The following is a 17,662-nucleotide window of genomic DNA, read 5'->3' on the forward strand; positions in this document are numbered from 1 at the left end:
GGACTCGCATGTATCCGAGCGCGCGTTTCGCACCTGTTCGCGTCCTGCGGCCGGTCCGCGCGTTCGCGACCGTGGCCCTCACCCTGATCGCACTGAACTCCGTCTTCGCCGCGGGGACCTCGGTGATTCGGCTCCTCTACCGGGAGGGCTGGTCATGGCGGGCGGCCGACGAGTGGAACGCCGTGTTCGCGCTGCTCCTCTCCCCGACCCTCCTTCTTTTCCTGGCCCTCCAACTGGCGGCGGGCATCGCCTTCATGTGCTGGTCGTTCCGCGCCCGGGCCAACGCGTACGCGATCTCTCCCGGTGTTCTCCACAGGTACGCCACGCCGTTCCTGGTGTTCGGATGGATCGCCCCCCTCGTCAACCTGTTCGTCCCCAAGGGGCTCGTCGACGACATCCTGACCACCTCAAGGCCCGGCGGGCTGCGACCGGGAACCGACCTCTACCGGGGACGCCGCTCGGGTCTGGTCTGGGCGTGGTGGCTGGCATGGCTGGCGTGGACGGTGGCGGAGGCGGCGTCCGTGCCCCTGGGGTACGCGGGCATGACCATTACGGAGACCGTCGTCCTCGTCGCCTGCGTCCTGCTGCCGATCGTCGCGGGCCTGCTCGCCGCCCGGGTCATCCTGAGGATCACCAATCTTCAGGAGAGCGCCCGCGCCGGCCTGCCCGTGGGGGGAGGACCCCTGAAGAGGCAGGGGCCACCGGCGGGTTCCTACCTCGGTCTCACCACCGTCGTCGTACGCGACTACGACGAGGCCATCGGCTTCTACCTGAACGTCCTCGGCTTCGAACTCCTGGAGGACACGCCGCTGGGCGACGGCAGGCGCTGGGTGACCGTCCGCCCGCGCGGCGCCAGGGAGACGGCGCTGCTGCTCGCACGCGCCAACGGTCCTGAGCAGGAGGCCAGGGTCGGCGACCAGACCGGCGGCAGGGTCGGCCTGTTCCTGCACACCGACGACTTCACCCGCGACTACGAGCGCCTGCTGGCGGCGGGCGTCGTCTTCGAGGAGGCCCCGCGCAGCGAGCCGTACGGCCAGGTCGTCGTCTTCCGGGACCTGTACGGCAACCGCTGGGACCTGCTCCAGCCCGCCGACGTCTCCCCGGCGTACGGCTAGCCCGGCCCTGCTCGATGTGCCGGGCTCAGCTCCCGCCCTTCGCGAAGTGCTGGTAGTCCCTGGCGCCGGACCAGGAGCCGCCCCACTCCCAGCCCTTCTGCGCGAAGGCCCTGACCACGCGGTCACCAGGGTTGATCACCCCGGGAGCCTTGAGCGGGCGCTTGGCGAACTCGCGGGCGTTCTTGTGCGACACCGAGCCGTTGGCGTACACGTACGGGTTCTCGCGCGGGTTGATGTCGATCGCCCGGCCGTAGGCGTGCTTGGACCAGTTGCTCGTCCCCTCCACGGGGCGGCAGTTGAAGGCCGAGGTGTTGTCGGCCTCGATGGAGGCGAAGTCGCTGGCCTTGTAGACGTCGACGAGCTCCATCCTGCGGATCGGCCAGCGCCAGTCGTACAGGCGACGGAAGACGGAGACGATGTCGTCGGTGACGTCCTTGTTCACGACCAGCTCGCCGGTGTGTGGTTTGTCGTCGAAGCCCCAGTAGGTCATCGTGATCAGCCGCAGGTCGCCGACCGGGACCGGGCATCCGGGCCGCCACGAGTGTTCGAGCCGTTCACGGGCGATCCGGGAGACCTTCGCGGCGAACTCCGGCGGGCCCGTCGGGGTCGGCGACACCGTGGTGGACGGGCCGGCCGTCGGCGTCGCGGCGGACGGCTCCGGGGGGGCCACCCCGGTGGAGGGCGAGGACGCCGAGATCGGCGCGGAGGTGGCCGGGGGCGCGGCCGGGGCGGGCTGGGAGGTGGCCGGGCCACACGCGGCCGCCGCCAGGCAGCCGGCGGTCGCCGCGAGCACGGCCCGCGTACGGATCATGAATCGGGAACCTGGCACGTGCCGCCTCCTCAGAAAAACGGACAAAAGCGACAAAAGGCTATTGTAGGCGACCGGCCCGCCCGGGGCGGGAGGTGGCTGCGGCGGTGATCCACCCGTGGTCGATCGTAGGCTCCGGCGGTCAGGCCCCGATCCCGGCGACGTTCTCCGAGGGGGTGCCGCTTACGGCCGGATTCGTGGTCGCTTGGCGTGGGGGCCCACATTCCTTGGGGAGGCTTTTCATCGAAACGTATCGCGCCTGTGTTCGAACCCGCGCTACAGTCATGGGCACGGGATCGAACACGGGTTCGGTCTGACGTTCTCCCAGGTGAGGGGTGTGCCATGGCGACGCTCGCGGTGCCGTCGACGACGCGCCCCCCACTCCCTCGCCCGCCGGCGGAGGGCGGCGCGACACGCCGTAGTGCTTTCTACGGAATTCTAAGCAGGCCGCTATATCCCGTCATAAAGTCCGAGAGCGTGGACCCCGTGCGCAATCCCTACGCTCCCGGTGCCGGACAACGCCCCCCGGAGCTCGCCGGCCGCGACCGCGAGCTGCAGCAGTTCGAGATCGTCCTGGAACGGGTGGCCAGAGGGCGCCCCGAGCGCAGCATGGTGGTCACCGGGCTGCGCGGCGTGGGCAAGACCGTTCTGCTCAACACCTTCAAGTCGATGGCCATGCAGCGGTTGTGGGGCACCGGCAAGATCGAGGCGAGACCCGACCAGTCGATCCGGCGTCCGGTGGCCGCCGCCCTGCACATGGCGATCAGAGAGCTCGCCCCGAGGCATCGGGCGCCCGAGCGCATCGAGGAGTTCCTCGGCGTGCTCAAGGCGTTCGCGATGCGCGACCCGTCCGCGGCCAAGGGCACCTCACACTGGTCGCCCGCGATCGACGTGCCCGCGGGCCGGGGGCGGGCCGACTCCGGAGACCTGGAGATCGACCTCACCGAGCTGTTCGTCGACGCCGCCGCGGTCGCCACCGACCTGGGGGTCGGCATCGCCCTGTTCATCGACGAGATGCAGGACGTGCAGGCCCCCGACGTCTCGGCGCTCTGCGCGGCCTGCCACGAGCTCTCCCAGAGCGGCGGCCCGCTGATCGTGGTCGGCGCCGGGCTGCCGCACCTGCCCAGCGTGCTCTCGGCGAGCAAGAGTTACTCCGAGCGCCTCTTCCGCTACGCGAGGATCGATCGACTCGACCGGGAGGCGGCCGACCTCGCGCTCATCGCCCCGGCCGAGAGCGAGGGCGTGGAGTTCACCCAGGACGCCCTCGACGCCCTCTACGTGGCCGCCGACGGTTACCCCTACTTCGTCCAGGCGTACGGCAAGGTCGCCTGGGACCTGGCGCTGCGCAGCCCGATCACCGCCGATGACATCAGGGTCTCCGCGCCGGAGGCCGAGGAGGAGCTCGCGGTCGGGTTCTTCGGCAGCCGCTACGAGCGGGCCACCCCCGCCGAGCGCGACTACATGCACGCCATGGCCGCCATCGGCGACGAGCCCGTCGCCACCGCCGAGGTGGCCGAAGGGCTCGGCCGCAAGCCGTCGAGCCTCTCCCCGGCCCGCGACAGCCTCATCAAGAAGGGCCTCATCTACAGCGCGGAACGCGGGCTGATCGCGTTCACCGTTCCGCACTTCGGAAAATTCCTGCGGTCACAACCGGTCTGATCGAACGTTTGTTCGATATAGTGTACGGGAACCCCTAGCCCTCTATATGGCTCTCTAGTGGGGAAGCTAGAGAGCCATATAGAGCTCAATCGTGCTGCCCTAGGAAAATCTAGGGCTCTCTAGCGTCCAGCCGAGATCGGCAGAGATTCCGGCAGAGACTCCGTCGCCACCGGCCGCCCGTCCAGACCGACCATGGCGACCCGCACCGCGGGGTGCCGTCCGCTCAGATAGATCGCGAAGACCACGTCGACGGGGTCGCCCGCGTGGCTGTTGCCCGGATAGACGAAGAACCGCCAGCACAGCTCCCGCCAGCTGTCGACCGGATCCTTGCTCGACAGCAGTCCCAGATGCGAACGCCAGACGGCGCTCGACCGCAGCCGTCCGAGCGCGGTGGCCGGGTCGAGGCGGCGCTGCTCGCAGGGCGCCCGGTGACGGAGCCTCGCGACCGTCTCCTCGATCTCCGGCGAGAGCGCGGCGAGCAGCAGCAACCCCGCGAACGCGGCCGACGCGTGGGTCCACGTCAGATCCGCCATCGACTCCCAGCCGGAAATCCCCGGGGTGAGGAGCAGCCCGAGGGACATCGCCGTCAGCACCATGGTGCGGCCGAGTGACCGCCGTCCCACCGGAAGCGCGCTGACCTCGCCGAAGCAGCCGCAGCCCGCGTCCGGACGGCGACGCCGCAGCTCCCACAGGACATAGGTGGAGACCGCGAAGAACCCGGCGGTTCCCCAGCGGAAGAACGGATGGCCGGTCAGCAGCAGCCCGCCCGCCAGGAACAACTCCACGAACGCGCAGCACAGCATCGCCGGCGCGCGCCAGCGCTCGGGCACCAGCACGGCCGGCCCCAGCTTGCTCAGCATGCCCGGCTCGGTCTCGCGTACGACCGTTCCAATCTTCGCGACCGTGCCCGCGACCAGTAGCACGAACACGACCGGCAGCTGTGCGGCGGCGATCGTCGTCAACATCCGTGTCACCCCATTCCAAGCCGGACGTTGAAGCATCCGGTGGTCAGGTCTCCGCCGAGTTCCACGAAGGAGCTCGGTGACAGTTCCAGAATCCGGCCGCGCGGGGAGGTGCCGCACTCCAGGCACCGGTCACAGAATCGGCCGGCGAGGCAGCCGCAGGCCACGATCGGCAGGAGCGAGGTGCGCCCGGCGCACACGTTGCGCACGTTGAGCATCGACCCCAGCGCCAGGTACGGCAACCCCGCGCAGGACACCCCGGTGTCGTCGCACGCCGTGTCGGCCCGCTCCAGCATGGGGTAGGCCACCCCCTGCTCCCCGTCGTCGAAGGTGTCCGACCAGGTCGCCGTGCCCGAGATCCGCGACTGCACACCGACGTAGCCGGAGGGCGGTGGCGGTACGGCCGTCCACCGGTAGGGCGGCTGCGAGGTCGCGGGCAACCGCGCCCGCGCCGCACCGTCCTCGCGGACCCCGATGGCGTCGAACAGATAGCCGGGCTCGAACCGCGGATGCCTCACCCGCAGCCGGCCTGAGGAGCGGTAGGGGATGACGATCGTGCGCCGCCCGCGGTGCGGCCCGCAGTACAGCTCCACGGTGTGGTCCTTGCCCTCGGTACCGATCGACTGGATCACCCCGGTGATCCTGGTGATGTCCGCCCAGATCCGGTCCACGACCCGGCCGGACCGCAGCGCCTTGATGATCACGTTGGCCCCCCGGGGGAGGTCGGCGGGGCTGACGGCCTCACCGCGCCAGGCGGTCGCCCACGGGGCGATGACGAGCCGCTCCTCCTCGCCCTCCGGGGTGTCGATGACGATCAGATGCGGGCTGACGTCGAGGACGGTGCCGCTGACCGCGTGGAAGGACTCGCCTTCGAAGGGGAGAGGGCCCGGCTCCTGGACGGCCCGGCCAAGCGCGGCGGCAGCCAGCGTACGGCGGCGATCGGCGCTGCGATAGGGCATCGTCGCTCCCCAATTCTGCGAGGTGTCGCAGCCAGCGTCACACGCTTCGCGGAATCCCGCTGTCCGCTCCACGAATAATCACGGCAGGTGTCCAACCAGGTACTAAAGTTCCCCTCCCTGGTGGAACGCATTGGTGCCCACCCCGCAACAAACCGCTGTCTAATGGTTCTTGCGTGCTCCATCACCCATCGAAGCCGATCTTTACCTTTGATGGATGAAATATAGATTTCGGTTCAGCCGCAGTATGGGTTCGGGCTGCGATTCTGGCACCTAAGCACCTGGAGCACAGGCTGGTGATCGCGGTGACCGGCGGGACCGACGAGGAGTTCCGCGAGTATGTCCTTGCTCGCGGCCCCGCGCTGCTGCGTGCCGCCTACCGGCTCACCGGGCATCCGAGCGACGCCGAGGACCTGCTGCAGGCGGCGCTGGTCAAGACCTATCTCGCCTGGGACCGCATCCAGGACCGCGGCGCCCTGGACGGGTACGTACGCCGGGCGATGGTCAACATCAACATCTCCTGGTGGCGGCGGCGCAAGCTGGAGGAGTATCCGTCGGGCGAGCTCCCCGAGCCGGCCGCCACGGGCGGCCAACACCTGCCGGAACGTGTCGAGCAGGCCCTCGACCGGCTGCCCAGCCGGATGCGGACCGCCGTCGTCCTGCGCTACTACGAGGACATGACCGAGCCGGAGATCGCCAAGGCCCTGGGGATCAGCGTCGGGACGGTCAAGAGCACGGTCTCCCGGGGAATGGCCAAACTCCGCGGGGACCTCACGCCCTCCGAGCCGCGACACCTGGATCGGACGGGATGAGCGCGCCCTCCTCCTGCCGGAAGTCCTCGGCCCCCGCGGTGGCGCACGGTCGTACGGCGTCGCGGATGGTCCTGAGGGTGGCGAGGAAGGAGTCGAGCTCCGCGGGAGGGAGAAGCCCGGTGAACCAGGTCTCGATGTCGATCAGGTGTTGCGGGAGGACCTCGCCGAGCCGGTCGACGCCGGTCTCGGTGATGGCCGCGTAGGAGGCCCGCCGGTCGGTGGGACACGCCTGTCTCATGACCAGGCCCTCGCGCTCCAGCCGGTCGACGACCCGGGTCGTCCCGCTCGTGGACAGGCTCGTCTGCGCCGCCAGATCGCTCATGCGCAGCCGCCGCTGTGGCGAGCGCGCCAGCCTGACCAACGTCTCGAAGTCGACCTCCGAAAGCCCCGCAGCCGCGAAGGACTCATGCGACTTCGCCGCGATGCCGCTGTAGACCTCGGCGAGGAGGCCCATCGCCGTCAGCCGGGGGTCGTCAAAGTGGTTCACGGTCATACCCTACCCGACAGTAGTTGACGAGAGGAATATTTCTCGTGTAGAAATCTGTTGACGCAACCATCCAATCGGCAAGCATCTCTTCGGGAGCAGAAAATGACCACTCGGACCTGGGAGAACCTTCAGATCCCCGCCCCGGGCACCTACGCTCTGGACGTCGCCCACACCCAGATCGGCTTCGTCGTCAAGCACATGATGGTGAGCAAGGTTCGCGGTCACTTCAACGAGTTCGCCGGCACCGTCACCATCGCCGAGAACCCCCTCGACTCCTCCGCGCAGCTTTCGATCAAGACCGCGAGCATCACCACCGGTGCTCCCGACCGTGACGGCCACCTGCGCAGCGACGACTTCCTCTCCGCGGAGAAGTTCCCCGAGCTGACCTTCCGCAGCACCCGCGTTCTGGGTCACTCCGGTGACGAGTTCACCCTCGCCGGTGACCTCACCATCCGCGACGTCACCAAGCCGGTCGAGCTCACCGTCGAGTACGGCGGCGCCGGCACCAACCCGTGGGGCCAGGACGTCTGGGGCTTCTCGATCAAGGCCGAGATCGACCGCGAGGAGTTCGGCCTGACCTGGAACCAGGCGCTGGAGACCGGCGGCGTCCTGGTCGGCAAGAAGATCAAGATCGAGATCGAGGGCGAGGCCAACCCGGCCGCCTGATCTCCGTGACCACCCGAGGTCCCACCGGACGGTCGGGGCCTCGGAAGTGTTCACGTGGTGAGATGTAGCGTCTCGCGAACTGGGAATCCACAGGATTTCCGCCACACTCAGCTGCGGATTCCCCGGTTTGTCCACAGGGGCGAGGAGAGTTATCCACTACTTGTGGATAACTCTCCTCCAACTCTTGCCCGAGACGTGATCGTTAACCACTTTGCCGCCTCGCCTGATGGCCGGTACTCTGTGCTGAGCCGAACGGCAACCAGGAGGCTTCGCCTAGTCAGGTCTATGGCGCCGCACTGCTAATGCGGTTTGGGTTTACCGCCCATCCGGGGTTCAAATCCCCGAGCCTCCGCACTTCAGAGGCCCTCTCCCAAGACACGGGGAGAGGGCCTTTTGATCTCTAAAGGTGTTGTGGTTGCAGTTCGAGTTGCAGTTGGGCGCTGACCCGTGATGCGGCGACACGGAAGATCAAGATCGACCATGCCGCCGCATCCGCCTATCGGGCCTCCCCGGAGAGCAACGCCCTCCATATATCGCTGGCCTGCCGGATCGGCCATCGATAGGTCTCGTGAACTTCCGGACTGCCTTCCAACTGGAGGGTGCGCCGGATGAAGCCCTGTCCTCCGGCCCGGCACAACTCGTACAGCGTGGCCCTGCATCGGCAGGTCCAGGTGATCACCCGCAGGCGTGCCGTCCCTCTGTCAGGGGTCAGCCAGACCAGGCGCGTGTGACCGCCCTGCGGTGTGGACACGTGGGAACTCAAACAGCCCGTCAGCTCGATCATTGCGGAGCACAACCATTCGGGCCGGGAACCGGAACCGGCCCCCGCTCGCGAAGCTCGACGCAGCGATCGGCCATCCGGCGAGCGGCCGTCACGGGATCTCCCGCAGGGCAGAAGGCGTAGCGCCGAAAACGAGCCCGCCCCGCCTCCTGCCCGGCCCATCAGCGAAACACCTGGCCATCGGTCCACACGACCAACCCGAACCAGACCGACACCAGCGCCAGCCCATACCCGTCGTGAACATCGGAGGCGATGTTCAACGCGGCCAACTCATCGCGCAACCGCCGCGCCGCCCGTACCGGTGTGATGCCTTCTGCCGGCCGATGGCCGGAATCTCATCTCCGCTCATCACGCCGCCTCCAGCGGAACTCGACAGCGGCACGACTTCGGGGGATTCACCACGACCGTGGCGGGACCCACGCCCCTCATCGTCGGCTCACTCATGGACCATGGGTCGCCACCTGGTCTTACGCGACCCATCCCGAGCCGCAATACTCCGGCCGGATAACCGATATCCCTTGACGGGATAACCCTCGGTGACAAGCGTTGGATATCCAGAAGCCGAGTCGCGAAAGGGGGAGGTCCATATGCCTGTACATCCTCATGCGCAAAAGCATCATCGCCATCGAGGCCGGCGACTACGGCCATGGCCTCGGGCTGGCGAATGCGGCTCTGGCCAACTCCGATGCCCCCACACCTCGACTCAGAGCGGTCATCCTGAGAACCCGTGCGACAGCGAACGCCCACCTTGAGGAGGCCGTGGACTCCGCACGCGATTCGGAGATGGCTCTGGTCGAGGCCGCTGCGGGGATGGCGCAGAGCGAGAGCGACCGTGCTCCGTACTGCACTCCCGCCTACATCGCCATGGAGACCGGCGCGACCCGCGTCCTGCTGGGCCAGACCACCGCGGCCATCCCGATATTCGAGGCCAGTCGCTCCCAGTGGCCCGAATATCGACGAGCCGCGCTTCGTTCCTAATGACGGTGCGGGCGCGTTCCCCGGTCTTTACTCGCTTCCCTACAGGTGGAACGCCGGCGGCGAGAAGAGCGGTTCGATAGAGCCAGCGTTTCCCGTGCCGTTAACGGCGCCCCCATTGGGCGAGAGCGCGAATAATGGCGGGGATGTCCTCTTGGCGCGCACGCATGAGTGCGACCAGGCCAAGCACCAGCCAGGGGAGAACGGTGACCAGGACAGCAAAGGCTAAAGACACGACAGAGCCACCTCTCGGAATCGGTGTCTGTCGCTGGAGCCTGCAACGCATCATGCACGGCGACCGCGCACCCACAAAACAGAATCCAGCGTCCAGAACGCTGAGTTGAGAATCACATGTCGCATCGCTTCCGTCAACCATCCAGGTCAGCGACTAATCGTCGCGTTGGAGGCGATCCCGGATCGACTGGCGACAGGGCCGGTAAGAACTCAAATTGATCGCTGACTGGACCTTCGAGCCCACCTGACATGACATGCAATATGCGTGTAATGATCATGAGGGTGGGGCGGTACAGAACTGACGCGCCGCAGTTCACGAGCAGTGTCACGCCGGGAACGGTCACGGACTGTAAAGCCGTCGGCACTCCGGTTCTGGGAGTCAACTTGGGGGCCAACGGGCTGGACCCCGAACCGAGCTGGACTGATGTGAACGGGCGGATCGTTCGCGACCTGCACGGCGAACTGACCCGCACGCCTGCGGACACAGTTTGGGGACCTACAGATCAGAAGGCATGGTGGGGTCACAGTAGGGCTGATCGATTCATCCGCATCGAATATCCCAGCCTTGACCGTGGCCGCCGTCCTGAAGCTCGATGATCATCGGCTGACGACCAAAGGTGTCCAGGGACGGCGACTGGTCAAGGGATGTCCATACGCTGACCTCAAGGATCCCGTGGCCGTCGCCCTCGATGGGCGCGATCTTCGCTTTCTTGTAATAGTCCCGGACCTCATCTTCTGAGAGCTTCGTCTGCACAGTAAAACGAAGGCGGTAGCGACAAAGATCCTTGTTTTGCCCCTCCACCCCAACAGAACCATCCACCTCACCAGTATGGATGTCGGTCTGCGGCGGAGGAGGATAGTTCAAAAAGCGATCGGCCAGGCCATCCAACCGGTGATTGTGAATCCATTGCGGAATCCATAAAACGGCCAGGAACAGCAGGAATGACACCACGATCGCAGTCAGGCACCCCCACTTTCTCGCCGATTTTGGTCGCGCAACTTGGAGGTCATCCAATGGAGTGGTCGACACAGTTACCAGCTTCCTGCAATCTACATCGTTGGATGCTCATTCTTCCGTACGCGTGAGTTGGTCGTGAGCCCTCCACGCCCCGTGGCCAGAGCTTCGATCGCGTGCCAGATACGTACCGGAACAGGCGAGAAGCCACAGCCACTTGCGGGATTCCCGGTCACCCCACTCGCGCTGCTGCACCTCTGGCTTCCAGTGCATGACTCAAAGATCGTTGGTTGGTTTTCAAGCTGACAGTTCACTTTCACGCCATCGCCAAATCTTTCGGTGTCACAGCTACGGTGGAGGCATGGACGAAGCCATAGCGGGCGCGGAGAGGTGGCGCGAACGGGTTCGGGCGCGAGGTTCCATCGAGCAGGACCGTGAGGCGCTGGCCCGGCTGATCGAGTACGACCACGATCCGTTCGAGACCGAACTGTATGAAAGCTCCTCCGATCCGCAGAGCCGGTTGGTCGACAGAGCCGAGAGGTCATATACCGGTCAGTACGACCGTCGCCTACGTCGGCTGCGAGAGCGTGCCAGGCACACCGAGGTCGATGAATAGCCGTTGCGGGATATGTACGGGATGATCTTCGGTGGTCGGGACGGGGAAAGACGATCCCGCCTTGGTGAGAGGCCCTGTCTGCGCTGGGAACGTAGCCCTTTTGAAAACCGCTAGGCCGGATCCTGACGATCAGCTCCTCGATACTTTTGACGGGTGATCGATCATGGCATCGAGTTTCCTCAGTATCGCCTGCATGTTGTCCCTGCGGTCGTCGCACTTGCGAGCTCATCCTGGCAACGTGAGGTGTGGCTGAACCCCGACGAGTTCGAGAATCTCAACCATGTGGTGCACGTCCTGTTCGATGACTTCTGCGATGCACGCGAGCCACAGTCCTGGCTGGGAAAGAGCCTGCGCACAGACGAGGAGGTCTCGTTGATGGCAGACCTCGGTGCCGCCTATTCCGAAGTACAGGAGTCAGTGGGTGTGACCGCCGGGGACGAGACGTATCTGGGATCGCCTGGCTGGCCGGCTGTGCTGGCTGCAGCGGCGCGACTGGCTCACGTGCTGGTGACGAACGACCTCACCGCTTTGAGTAGGTTGCATGACGCAGGGCACCGCTGGCCTCCTTCTACCACGATCGAATGAGTAACCGTCGAAGCGATAGGGAAGCAGCCAAGGGGAACTGGAACTTCCTGCGGGAGGTTGTGGGTCACGCGACGTAGGCTCCCGTTCATGACCTCGCGCTGGACCGGTGTCCACACCTCGGTTTCAACGTGGCGGCAGCCCTGCCCGGTCCCCGCCTCACCCGAGCGCACCGCACTGGTCAAGAAGGTCGCCGACCGGATCCTGGCACTCGATGACGGACGGCTGCGGGTGGGCATCGACGGGCCGACCGCGTCGGGCAAGACGAGCTTCGGCCACGAACTCGCCGAGCAAATCAGCCGGATGGGACGCTCCGTGCTACGAGCGAGTCTGGACGACTTCAAGAAGCCGTGGCGGGATCGTCATCTCTACGACCGGGAGTCAGGTGAGGGGTATTACCGCAACGCCTTCGACTACACCGCCGTAACCACGCTACTGCTACAGCCGTGCAGTTCCCACGGATCAGGGCGAGTCGTGCTGTGCGGCATCGACCCGCTGACACAGGTGGACCACTCATCGGTGGTGACGATCGCATCTTCGAACGCCGTCCTGGTCGTCGACGGCGTTTTCGCGTTCCGCCCGGAGATCAACGAGTATTGGGACTTCCGCATCCGGCTGGAAACGCTCCCGGAGATCTCTCTGCGTCGCGGGGCCGAACGCGACCGGGATTGGGCCGGCTCCGAAGCCGAGGCCCTCCACCGTGAGCGCTATCTGCTATCCGAGGGTCTCTACGTCGCCGAGGTCGACCCACTGCGCCTGGCGGACGTGGTCATCGACAACACGGTTTTCGGCCGACCTCAGATCGTGCAAGGCTGATCGCATGGTGGTCGAGCGTCGGGCAAGACGCTGATGAGCGCGTCGGCTGTCATGCCAGCCCGGAGAACGGTGAAATCCACCTGATCAAGGTGATCGGACGGGGTCTCGTCAACTTTCTTAAGCCGAAGGGGCCCGTAGCGAGCGGAACCCCTTGAACGCTTACGTGTGATCCTGTCGTGAGCGCGTCGTCTGTTCGCGGACTGGCAATCTCCACGCCTCCGTCGATGCACGTGGTGCAGACCTTGAGCAGCACATCCACTCCGTGCCCTGCCTGCTCGGCCACGTCGGGAGCCGCCACTCCAGCGTTGAGCATCGGCTGAGTTTCCGAACCGGGCAGAATCAAATCGTGGACCAGAGGTCCCCGCTTCTGAAAGCTGCTCGGCTCTGTCCCGTCGACGTCCCGGCCGAGGAAGCCGGCGTCAGCGTGACCGACATGCGCGGTACGGCGCGCCACCGTACCCCCGGTTCTCCGCCCGCCCGCCGCCGTCCTGGCGTGCGGCGTGTGCGTCGGTCCCGGACGGCAGCGGGACACCGAGTCGGGCACCGTGCGCCGCTCCCGCCGTATGGACCGAACCACCGGCCAGGGTTGCCACACCGCCGCACAGATGCAGCCCTACGGTCGCCGACGCTTGGCTGGTCACCGTACATGGTCGGGGGCGATCGGTGAGCCAGGGGTCGTTCTTCCCCCTGGCTCACCGGTAACGTGGCTGATCACCGTTGGGAAAGGCGTCCGATGCAGCGTACGGTCGGGGCGTGCGTAATTGGATGTGCGTAGTACTTATGGGAACACTCCTGGCCTGTCTCACTGGCTGCACAGTCGCCCCCAACGGCTATGTCGGTATCAGTGTGGACGAGTCAGGTCACCTCATCGCCGTACTGGCCTGGTGTGGGCCTGCACCGGACGGAGTGAGGCTCTACCACGAGCGTGTCACTCCCCGAAGGAGCCCGACCGGCAACCCCGACGATGCGTACATCGACGACGCGGTATACCAAGCACCCACCTTGAACGGACAGAGCGCCTCGTTTCGACTCGACGCCCCCGCCGGTGGCTGGATGATCACGCCCAAGCCTCCCTCTCTGGAGCCGGCGATCACCTACAACGCGTACGGCTTCACCAACGACAACACCAGTTCGCTACGACGCGTGACGTTCGAGCTCGACGATGCCGCCAAGATCGGCCCGGGCCAGGTGCTGATACAGGAACGGGATGAGAAGAGCCAACAAGAGATCGACGTCGTGATCTCTCTGGACGCTTTCGAGCGAATGGGCCAGGATCCCCGGAACTGTCCTTGAGATCATACTCCCGTGCAATACGCAGGAAATGATCCTGATGGCGGAAACGACCGAAAAGACGCCCGATAAGCTCCTGTTCTCGTTCGCCCAACGGAAAGGCGCGGTGAGTATGTCGTCCGACCTCACGCACGAACTCTGCCTCGAAATCGGGCGAACCGTGCGGGATGGCGCCCCGGACGGATGGCAGGAGGTCGACGCCCTTCGCTGTCAGCTCGGCACCTTCAGCATGACCGCGATCACCTATCGGATGGCGGACGGTCCCCGACAAATTCGAGATGGCGAGGACCTCGGTGATCTTTTCCATCGGCTGAAAGTGGCCGAGTACAAGCCGGGTGAGGGGACGTGGTTCGTCTGCCGGCTCGGCTACAGCCTGCGCGGGAAGTCGTACGACTCCATGATGGAGACCTTCAGCATGGAGTCGCCTTTCTCCCAGGACTACACCGTCATGATGCCGCCCGCCTTCGGGATGGAGCTGCCTTTTGCCCAAGCCGTCGAGGTGTCCGCCTGGGCCTATGTGGAGGAGCTGACCATGTTCCCGCGCAGGCCGGATCTCACCCCGTCGTGGATGCGCGCTGCCTGGCCCGAAGGTGTGCCCCTGCCTGAGGGCGACTCCACTCTCACCTCGCCGGCAGGCAGCGAACCCGGCTCGGCCTGGCCTCCGCTGGGAACCATGGTCGCGCGAACCGTCGGTCGCGACGAGGACCCGGAGACGATCGTTTTCGGGATGGCCGAACACGAGGACGGCACCGGGAACGCCTTGATCTTCATGATGTCCGCCGAGGAATCTGACGAGCAGGAGACAGGGCTCGGCATGGACACGTACTGCATCGTCCGCGAGGAGCAGGCAGGCACCACCTACGGCGGCGTGACTCACTGTGGCATCGCCTCCGGTCGCCTGACCTTCCACTTCACCGCGGAGGCCGCGAAGGAACTGAACGTGGAGCCCGTCGTCCGGATCGATCTCCAGATCGACGAGGGCGGCGTCGAACTGCTCAGAAGCAGCCTGCGGGAGATCCTGCTGTCCGGCCGTCACGACCAGCACCCCCAGGGCATGCATCTCTGACCGCCGGGCCATCGGCGGGCTGTCAAACAGGGTGACGAGGGGTCAACCACGGTCACTCACGACCGGCCCGAAGCTCAAGCCGGCAGCCCTACGGCCGTACTCGACGCACTCCCCAAGCTGACAGCGGGGGTTCGATTCCCGTCACCCGCTCCACTTCAGAAAAACGGCGTCTTCCGATCGGCCGGATAACTCACATGCTCCGGCTCATGCCCTGATGTCACACTGTCGCGATGTCCCGAACCGACCTCAGCGATATCGACTATCTGCGTCACATCGAGCACCTGGCACGCGAGATCGTCAACGCGGCAGACGACGCGGGATGGCTCACTCTCACCACCATTTCCGATGAGGCCACGCCACTTCGGCGAGCGGTGATCGAGACAGCCCGCCAACTCCGTCACCATCACTTCGATGGGGACGGATGTCTCGACGAGGATCTTCCGCTGATGAAGCTCGCCGGAGTGGTCATCCTCCGGCCGCACGCCCTTCCCATCGGCATGGAAGAGGGCTACACCGAGATCTGCGCCCGCCTGGACATCGAAGCCCGGCCCGGAGGGTGGGCGATCTGGAACACCTGGGCCAAAGACGGCCAGCCCATCTCGATCGTCCTGGTCGACTCCAGCGGCACCGAAGGACTGCTCACGAACTGGGCACAGGGCGTCGAGGTCCACCCGATCACCCCTCTCCCGGCCCAAGTAGTCCTGACCCGGCAGGGATGGGTCACCCCCATGACCCTGTCCCCTGCCAGTGCTCGGAAGCTGGGTGCGACTCGCCCCACCTGCTGAACGCCTTCCGTACACCCCGAGGTCTTCGGCGGAGGAACCCCAATTACGGGATGAGCAGGTATACGTGGGTGGATTAGATAAACTATGGGATTCTCTTCGGCATGACTGAGCCTACAGAGACCCCGCCTCCCTATATTCCTGGCCCCAGGCCCGATGACGATATCGTATCTGTTCGCATGCTGGGATCTATTGCGTTGGTTGGCGGCGCCGTTCTGTCCTTCGGCGTTCTGCTCTTCAGCGTTAGGTTCCCGTCATGGCCATGGCTCGTGGGCTTATGGTTCACAGCGCTGATCGGTCTTGGATTACGTCTGGAGGCGGCGATTCGCGAGCAGAAGCGACGTCGCGGAGATCCCCGCTGTCGCTCTTGATCTCCGCGCTGATACCCGACGTCGGGCGGATCGTCGGTTTCGTAGGACACGGAGTCGCTTTGAGCGGCAGAGCGACGAGGCCCGTTACCTCAGCAGTGGTCACCTTGGCGACGGTCGGGTCATTAGCGGACCATTAACCAATGGTGACGATGGGGCAACCACGGCCACTCATGACCGGCCGAATATCCAGCTCAACCATTCCTCAAGGCGTGATCGACGCACTTCCCAAGCCGGCAGCCCGTTCATAGCTTCACCCTGTTGCGCGACCATTGGATGATGAGAGCACAAGTGGGCGCCTTCCGATGGCCGGACCTCGAACTCGGGCGGAGCATCGACGACCCTGCCCATGCCTGCGAGCTGCTGGAGATGTACGTCGGCCCGCAGGGAGAGCCGGGCGAGGAACGGTTCCAGCTCACCGTCTGCACCCCCTCGGGCCTCGCCGATCAGCTGCAACATCATCCCTTTCTCGTCGGCCGCCACTGGCTCTTCGTGCCCGAACTGCATCCCGCCGAGGTGACCACGTGGCTGGGCGACCGGATAGCGGTGCTGGAGGCTCCGACGTGGAGCGAACTCGCTGAGAAGATCGGCCGGATCGGAGAATGGGAGTTCGAGGAGTATGACGATCGCATTTCGAGAAGCCATCTTGAAACCGCCCTTCGAAGCCATCGAAAGGATCCTGTGCCGGAATTCTCAGAGAAGTCCTTGCAAGCGGCCGCTCGGGCAGATGCCCTCCACCAGTTGGGCACCATCGCCCAGTGGCGCCCTTGCTCTCGCCATGTCGCGCACAGGCGAATGCCTCGCGGCTGCGATGACTGCATATTCGATGAGGTGAAAACGTGTCCCACCTGTCGTATATGGCCGTGCCCCACGCACTTGGCCTTGTACGACGAGACGGAAGAAGGCTGCGTCACCGAATTCCCGTCGATCCGGTCACAGATGGGACAAGCCATCATTCCGAGCTGTCGATTGTCGTCGGCGACCGCAGAGTAACCACGGATGTTTACGCATGGTGGAGCCAGTCAGGATGGGAACGAGCAGCGTTCTGTTTCACCTTCATCGCCGACCTCGCGCCTGAAGAGGTGCTACGCCGATTGGGACTCACCGAGGACCCTGAACAGGAAGGTTTCGCCACCATCGAAGTCGGCCGCGCTCCTGGTGGATCGATCATGGTGGAGGCGGGCAATGCCGGGATCTTGCGCGACGTGGTGCGCGCCCTCTCACAAGGTACGTCGATCGTCAGCGTGGAGCGCAATGTCAACCACCACTCCCACTTCGTCCATGCCGTAGACGGTCACATCGTCGAGCGCCTGGTTCCGATGTTCGCCCACTGGGGTGACAGTACCGACCCTGAACGACTGAAGCAGGACCTCGAAGAACTGGGCATGCTCTGGGATTTCGACCCGGACCCTGAAGTCTTCCCGCCTTACATCGAGGGTGCTTTGGCGCTTGCTGAACGACGTACCGGCGTCCGGCTGGAACCTCGCCACCTCCAGCCCGGCGCCTTGTCTCACCGCGCCTCCATCGCCCGCTACTACGAAAGCCCTGAAGGCGCATTTCCAGAGCTGGCTTGACGTCGGTGTCCGTCCTGCGGGGAAGCCCGCCTCGATGACGGGATTGGCCGGTAACCCCGCCTCATCTGAAGGCGGAGCGGCGGACGCGGAGTGACCTGGGAGTGTGGTGTCACCCAGGTCCGACCACATCGCACATCTTGGGGGAGGCACGCCGTGTT

General features: G+C 65.5%; 18 protein-coding genes, 1 tRNA gene and 2 pseudogenes. 16 read left to right on the forward strand and 5 right to left on the reverse strand.

What is annotated here, in order from left to right; translation table 11 throughout:
• Nucleotides 1-8: 8 nt before the first annotated feature.
• A pseudogene (locus tag ACFY3D_RS20360) lies at nt 9-623 on the forward strand (DUF4328 domain-containing protein); the annotation flags it as partial.
• A 60-nt stretch (nt 624-683) separates the two neighbouring features.
• Complete coding sequence (locus ACFY3D_RS20365; RefSeq protein WP_389981448.1) at nt 684-1,115, forward strand: VOC family protein; 432 nt, start codon at nt 684-686, stop codon at nt 1,113-1,115.
• Between the two features lie 25 nt (nt 1,116-1,140).
• Here the strand turns inward: ACFY3D_RS20365 and ACFY3D_RS20370 are convergent, their stop codons facing one another.
• Nucleotides 1,141-1,944 carry a M15 family metallopeptidase gene (locus ACFY3D_RS20370; RefSeq protein WP_389981308.1) on the reverse strand — a complete coding sequence of 268 codons (804 nt, stop codon included), beginning with the start codon at nt 1,942-1,944 and terminating at the stop codon, nt 1,141-1,143.
• A gap of 456 nt (nt 1,945-2,400) precedes the next feature.
• Between ACFY3D_RS20370 and ACFY3D_RS20375 the strand changes: the two genes are divergently transcribed.
• A complete protein-coding gene (locus ACFY3D_RS20375) occupies nt 2,401-3,582 on the forward strand; it encodes an ATP-binding protein (RefSeq protein ID WP_329088482.1) in 1,182 nt (393 codons plus the stop codon).
• A gap of 119 nt (nt 3,583-3,701) precedes the next feature.
• On the opposite strand, the gene ACFY3D_RS20380 is transcribed toward ACFY3D_RS20375, so the two are convergent.
• Together ACFY3D_RS20380 and ACFY3D_RS20385 are read right to left on the reverse strand one after the other, a co-directional pair.
• The gene (locus tag ACFY3D_RS20380) at nt 3,702-4,547 is read right to left on the reverse strand and encodes a MauE/DoxX family redox-associated membrane protein (protein ID WP_389981311.1); all 846 of its coding nucleotides are present in this window, start codon (nt 4,545-4,547) and stop codon (nt 3,702-3,704) included.
• A 5-nt stretch (nt 4,548-4,552) separates the two neighbouring features.
• Complete coding sequence (locus ACFY3D_RS20385) at nt 4,553-5,503, reverse strand: hypothetical protein (protein ID WP_389981313.1); 951 nt, start codon at nt 5,501-5,503, stop codon at nt 4,553-4,555.
• A 293-nt stretch (nt 5,504-5,796) separates the two neighbouring features.
• Here ACFY3D_RS20385 and ACFY3D_RS20390 point away from each other — a divergent pair, with 293 nt between their 5' ends.
• Complete coding sequence (locus ACFY3D_RS20390; protein WP_389981315.1) at nt 5,797-6,312, forward strand: SigE family RNA polymerase sigma factor; 516 nt, start codon at nt 5,797-5,799, stop codon at nt 6,310-6,312.
• Here the strand turns inward: ACFY3D_RS20390 and ACFY3D_RS20395 are convergent.
• Nucleotides 6,272-6,805, reverse strand: a complete 534-nt coding sequence (locus ACFY3D_RS20395) for a MarR family winged helix-turn-helix transcriptional regulator (protein WP_389981317.1) — start codon at nt 6,803-6,805, stop codon at nt 6,272-6,274. The two genes, ACFY3D_RS20390 and ACFY3D_RS20395, sit on opposite strands and share 41 nt — an antisense overlap.
• A 96-nt stretch (nt 6,806-6,901) precedes the next feature.
• On the opposite strand from ACFY3D_RS20395, the gene ACFY3D_RS20400 reads away from it, so the two are divergent.
• From ACFY3D_RS20400 to ACFY3D_RS20415, 4 genes are all read left to right on the forward strand, one after another.
• Entirely contained in the window at nt 6,902-7,465 is a 564-nt protein-coding gene (locus ACFY3D_RS20400) for a YceI family protein (RefSeq protein WP_389981319.1), read from the forward strand.
• 262 nt (nt 7,466-7,727) lie between these two features.
• Nucleotides 7,728-7,817, forward strand: a tRNA-Ser gene (locus ACFY3D_RS20405).
• Between the two features lie 256 nt (nt 7,818-8,073).
• On the forward strand, nt 8,074-8,196 hold the full coding sequence (locus ACFY3D_RS20410; protein WP_389981321.1) for a hypothetical protein: 123 nt from the start codon (nt 8,074-8,076) through the stop codon (nt 8,194-8,196).
• A 653-nt stretch (nt 8,197-8,849) separates the two neighbouring features.
• Entirely contained in the window at nt 8,850-9,224 is a 375-nt protein-coding gene (locus ACFY3D_RS20415; protein WP_389981323.1) for a hypothetical protein, read from the forward strand.
• A 772-nt stretch (nt 9,225-9,996) separates the two neighbouring features.
• On the opposite strand, the gene ACFY3D_RS20420 is transcribed toward ACFY3D_RS20415, so the two are convergent.
• Nucleotides 9,997-10,404 (reverse strand): hypothetical protein, encoded by a 408-nt coding sequence (locus ACFY3D_RS20420; RefSeq protein WP_389981325.1) that lies wholly within the window; start codon nt 10,402-10,404, stop codon nt 9,997-9,999.
• Nucleotides 10,405-10,771: 367 nt separating this feature from the next.
• On the opposite strand from ACFY3D_RS20420, the gene ACFY3D_RS20425 reads away from it, so the two are divergent.
• The 8 genes and pseudogenes from ACFY3D_RS20425 to ACFY3D_RS20460 all read left to right on the forward strand — a co-directional run bounded on the left by ACFY3D_RS20425 (nt 10,772) and on the right by ACFY3D_RS20460 (nt 17,504).
• The gene (locus ACFY3D_RS20425; protein ID WP_389981327.1) at nt 10,772-11,026 is read left to right on the forward strand and encodes a hypothetical protein; all 255 of its coding nucleotides are present in this window, start codon (nt 10,772-10,774) and stop codon (nt 11,024-11,026) included.
• A gap of 153 nt (nt 11,027-11,179) precedes the next feature.
• Nucleotides 11,180-11,611 carry a hypothetical protein gene (locus ACFY3D_RS20430; protein WP_389981329.1) on the forward strand — a complete coding sequence of 144 codons (432 nt, stop codon included), beginning with the start codon at nt 11,180-11,182 and terminating at the stop codon, nt 11,609-11,611.
• An 87-nt stretch (nt 11,612-11,698) separates the two neighbouring features.
• Nucleotides 11,699-12,424: a uridine kinase gene (locus ACFY3D_RS20435; RefSeq protein ID WP_389981331.1), complete on the forward strand. Its 726-nt coding sequence runs from the start codon at nt 11,699-11,701 to the stop codon at nt 12,422-12,424.
• A 753-nt stretch (nt 12,425-13,177) separates the two neighbouring features.
• Nucleotides 13,178-13,717 carry a hypothetical protein gene (locus ACFY3D_RS20440; RefSeq protein ID WP_389981333.1) on the forward strand — a complete coding sequence of 180 codons (540 nt, stop codon included), beginning with the start codon at nt 13,178-13,180 and terminating at the stop codon, nt 13,715-13,717.
• A gap of 109 nt (nt 13,718-13,826) precedes the next feature.
• A complete protein-coding gene (locus ACFY3D_RS20445; RefSeq protein WP_389981335.1) occupies nt 13,827-14,780 on the forward strand; it encodes an Imm10 family immunity protein in 954 nt (317 codons plus the stop codon).
• A 230-nt stretch (nt 14,781-15,010) separates the two neighbouring features.
• Nucleotides 15,011-15,565, forward strand: a complete 555-nt coding sequence (locus ACFY3D_RS20450) for a hypothetical protein (RefSeq protein WP_389981337.1) — start codon at nt 15,011-15,013, stop codon at nt 15,563-15,565.
• 734 nt (nt 15,566-16,299) lie between these two features.
• Nucleotides 16,300-16,491: pseudogene (locus tag ACFY3D_RS20455) on the forward strand (Imm8 family immunity protein); the annotation flags it as partial.
• A 278-nt stretch (nt 16,492-16,769) separates the two neighbouring features.
• On the forward strand, nt 16,770-17,504 hold the full coding sequence (locus tag ACFY3D_RS20460) for a DUF6461 domain-containing protein (protein ID WP_389981339.1): 735 nt from the start codon (nt 16,770-16,772) through the stop codon (nt 17,502-17,504).
• Nucleotides 17,505-17,662 lie beyond the last annotated feature (158 nt).

Origin of the sequence: Streptosporangium sp. NPDC000509, from assembly GCF_042898365.1 — a bacterium.
Classification (GTDB): Bacteria; Actinomycetota; Actinomycetes; order Streptosporangiales; family Streptosporangiaceae; genus Streptosporangium.

Bases quoted from the DNA above. Each gene is read 5' to 3' on its own strand.
- ACFY3D_RS20400 (WP_389981319.1), top strand. From the start codon at position 6,902: ATGACCACTCGGACCTGGGAGAACCTTCAGATCCCCGCCCCGGGCACC.
- ACFY3D_RS20445 (WP_389981335.1), top strand. From the start codon at position 13,827: ATGTCGTCCGACCTCACGCACGAACTCTGCCTCGAAATCGGGCGAACC.
- ACFY3D_RS20415 (WP_389981323.1), top strand. From the start codon at position 8,850: ATGCGCAAAAGCATCATCGCCATCGAGGCCGGCGACTACGGCCATGGC.
- ACFY3D_RS20425 (WP_389981327.1), top strand. From the start codon at position 10,772: ATGGACGAAGCCATAGCGGGCGCGGAGAGGTGGCGCGAACGGGTTCGG.
- ACFY3D_RS20410 (WP_389981321.1), top strand. From the start codon at position 8,074: ATGAAGCCCTGTCCTCCGGCCCGGCACAACTCGTACAGCGTGGCCCTG.
- ACFY3D_RS20435 (WP_389981331.1), top strand. From the start codon at position 11,699: ATGACCTCGCGCTGGACCGGTGTCCACACCTCGGTTTCAACGTGGCGG.
- ACFY3D_RS20395 (WP_389981317.1), bottom strand. From the start codon at position 6,805: ATGACCGTGAACCACTTTGACGACCCCCGGCTGACGGCGATGGGCCTC.
- ACFY3D_RS20385 (WP_389981313.1), bottom strand. From the start codon at position 5,503: ATGCCCTATCGCAGCGCCGATCGCCGCCGTACGCTGGCTGCCGCCGCG.
- ACFY3D_RS20450 (WP_389981337.1), top strand. From the start codon at position 15,011: ATGTCCCGAACCGACCTCAGCGATATCGACTATCTGCGTCACATCGAG.
- ACFY3D_RS20380 (WP_389981311.1), bottom strand. From the start codon at position 4,547: ATGTTGACGACGATCGCCGCCGCACAGCTGCCGGTCGTGTTCGTGCTA.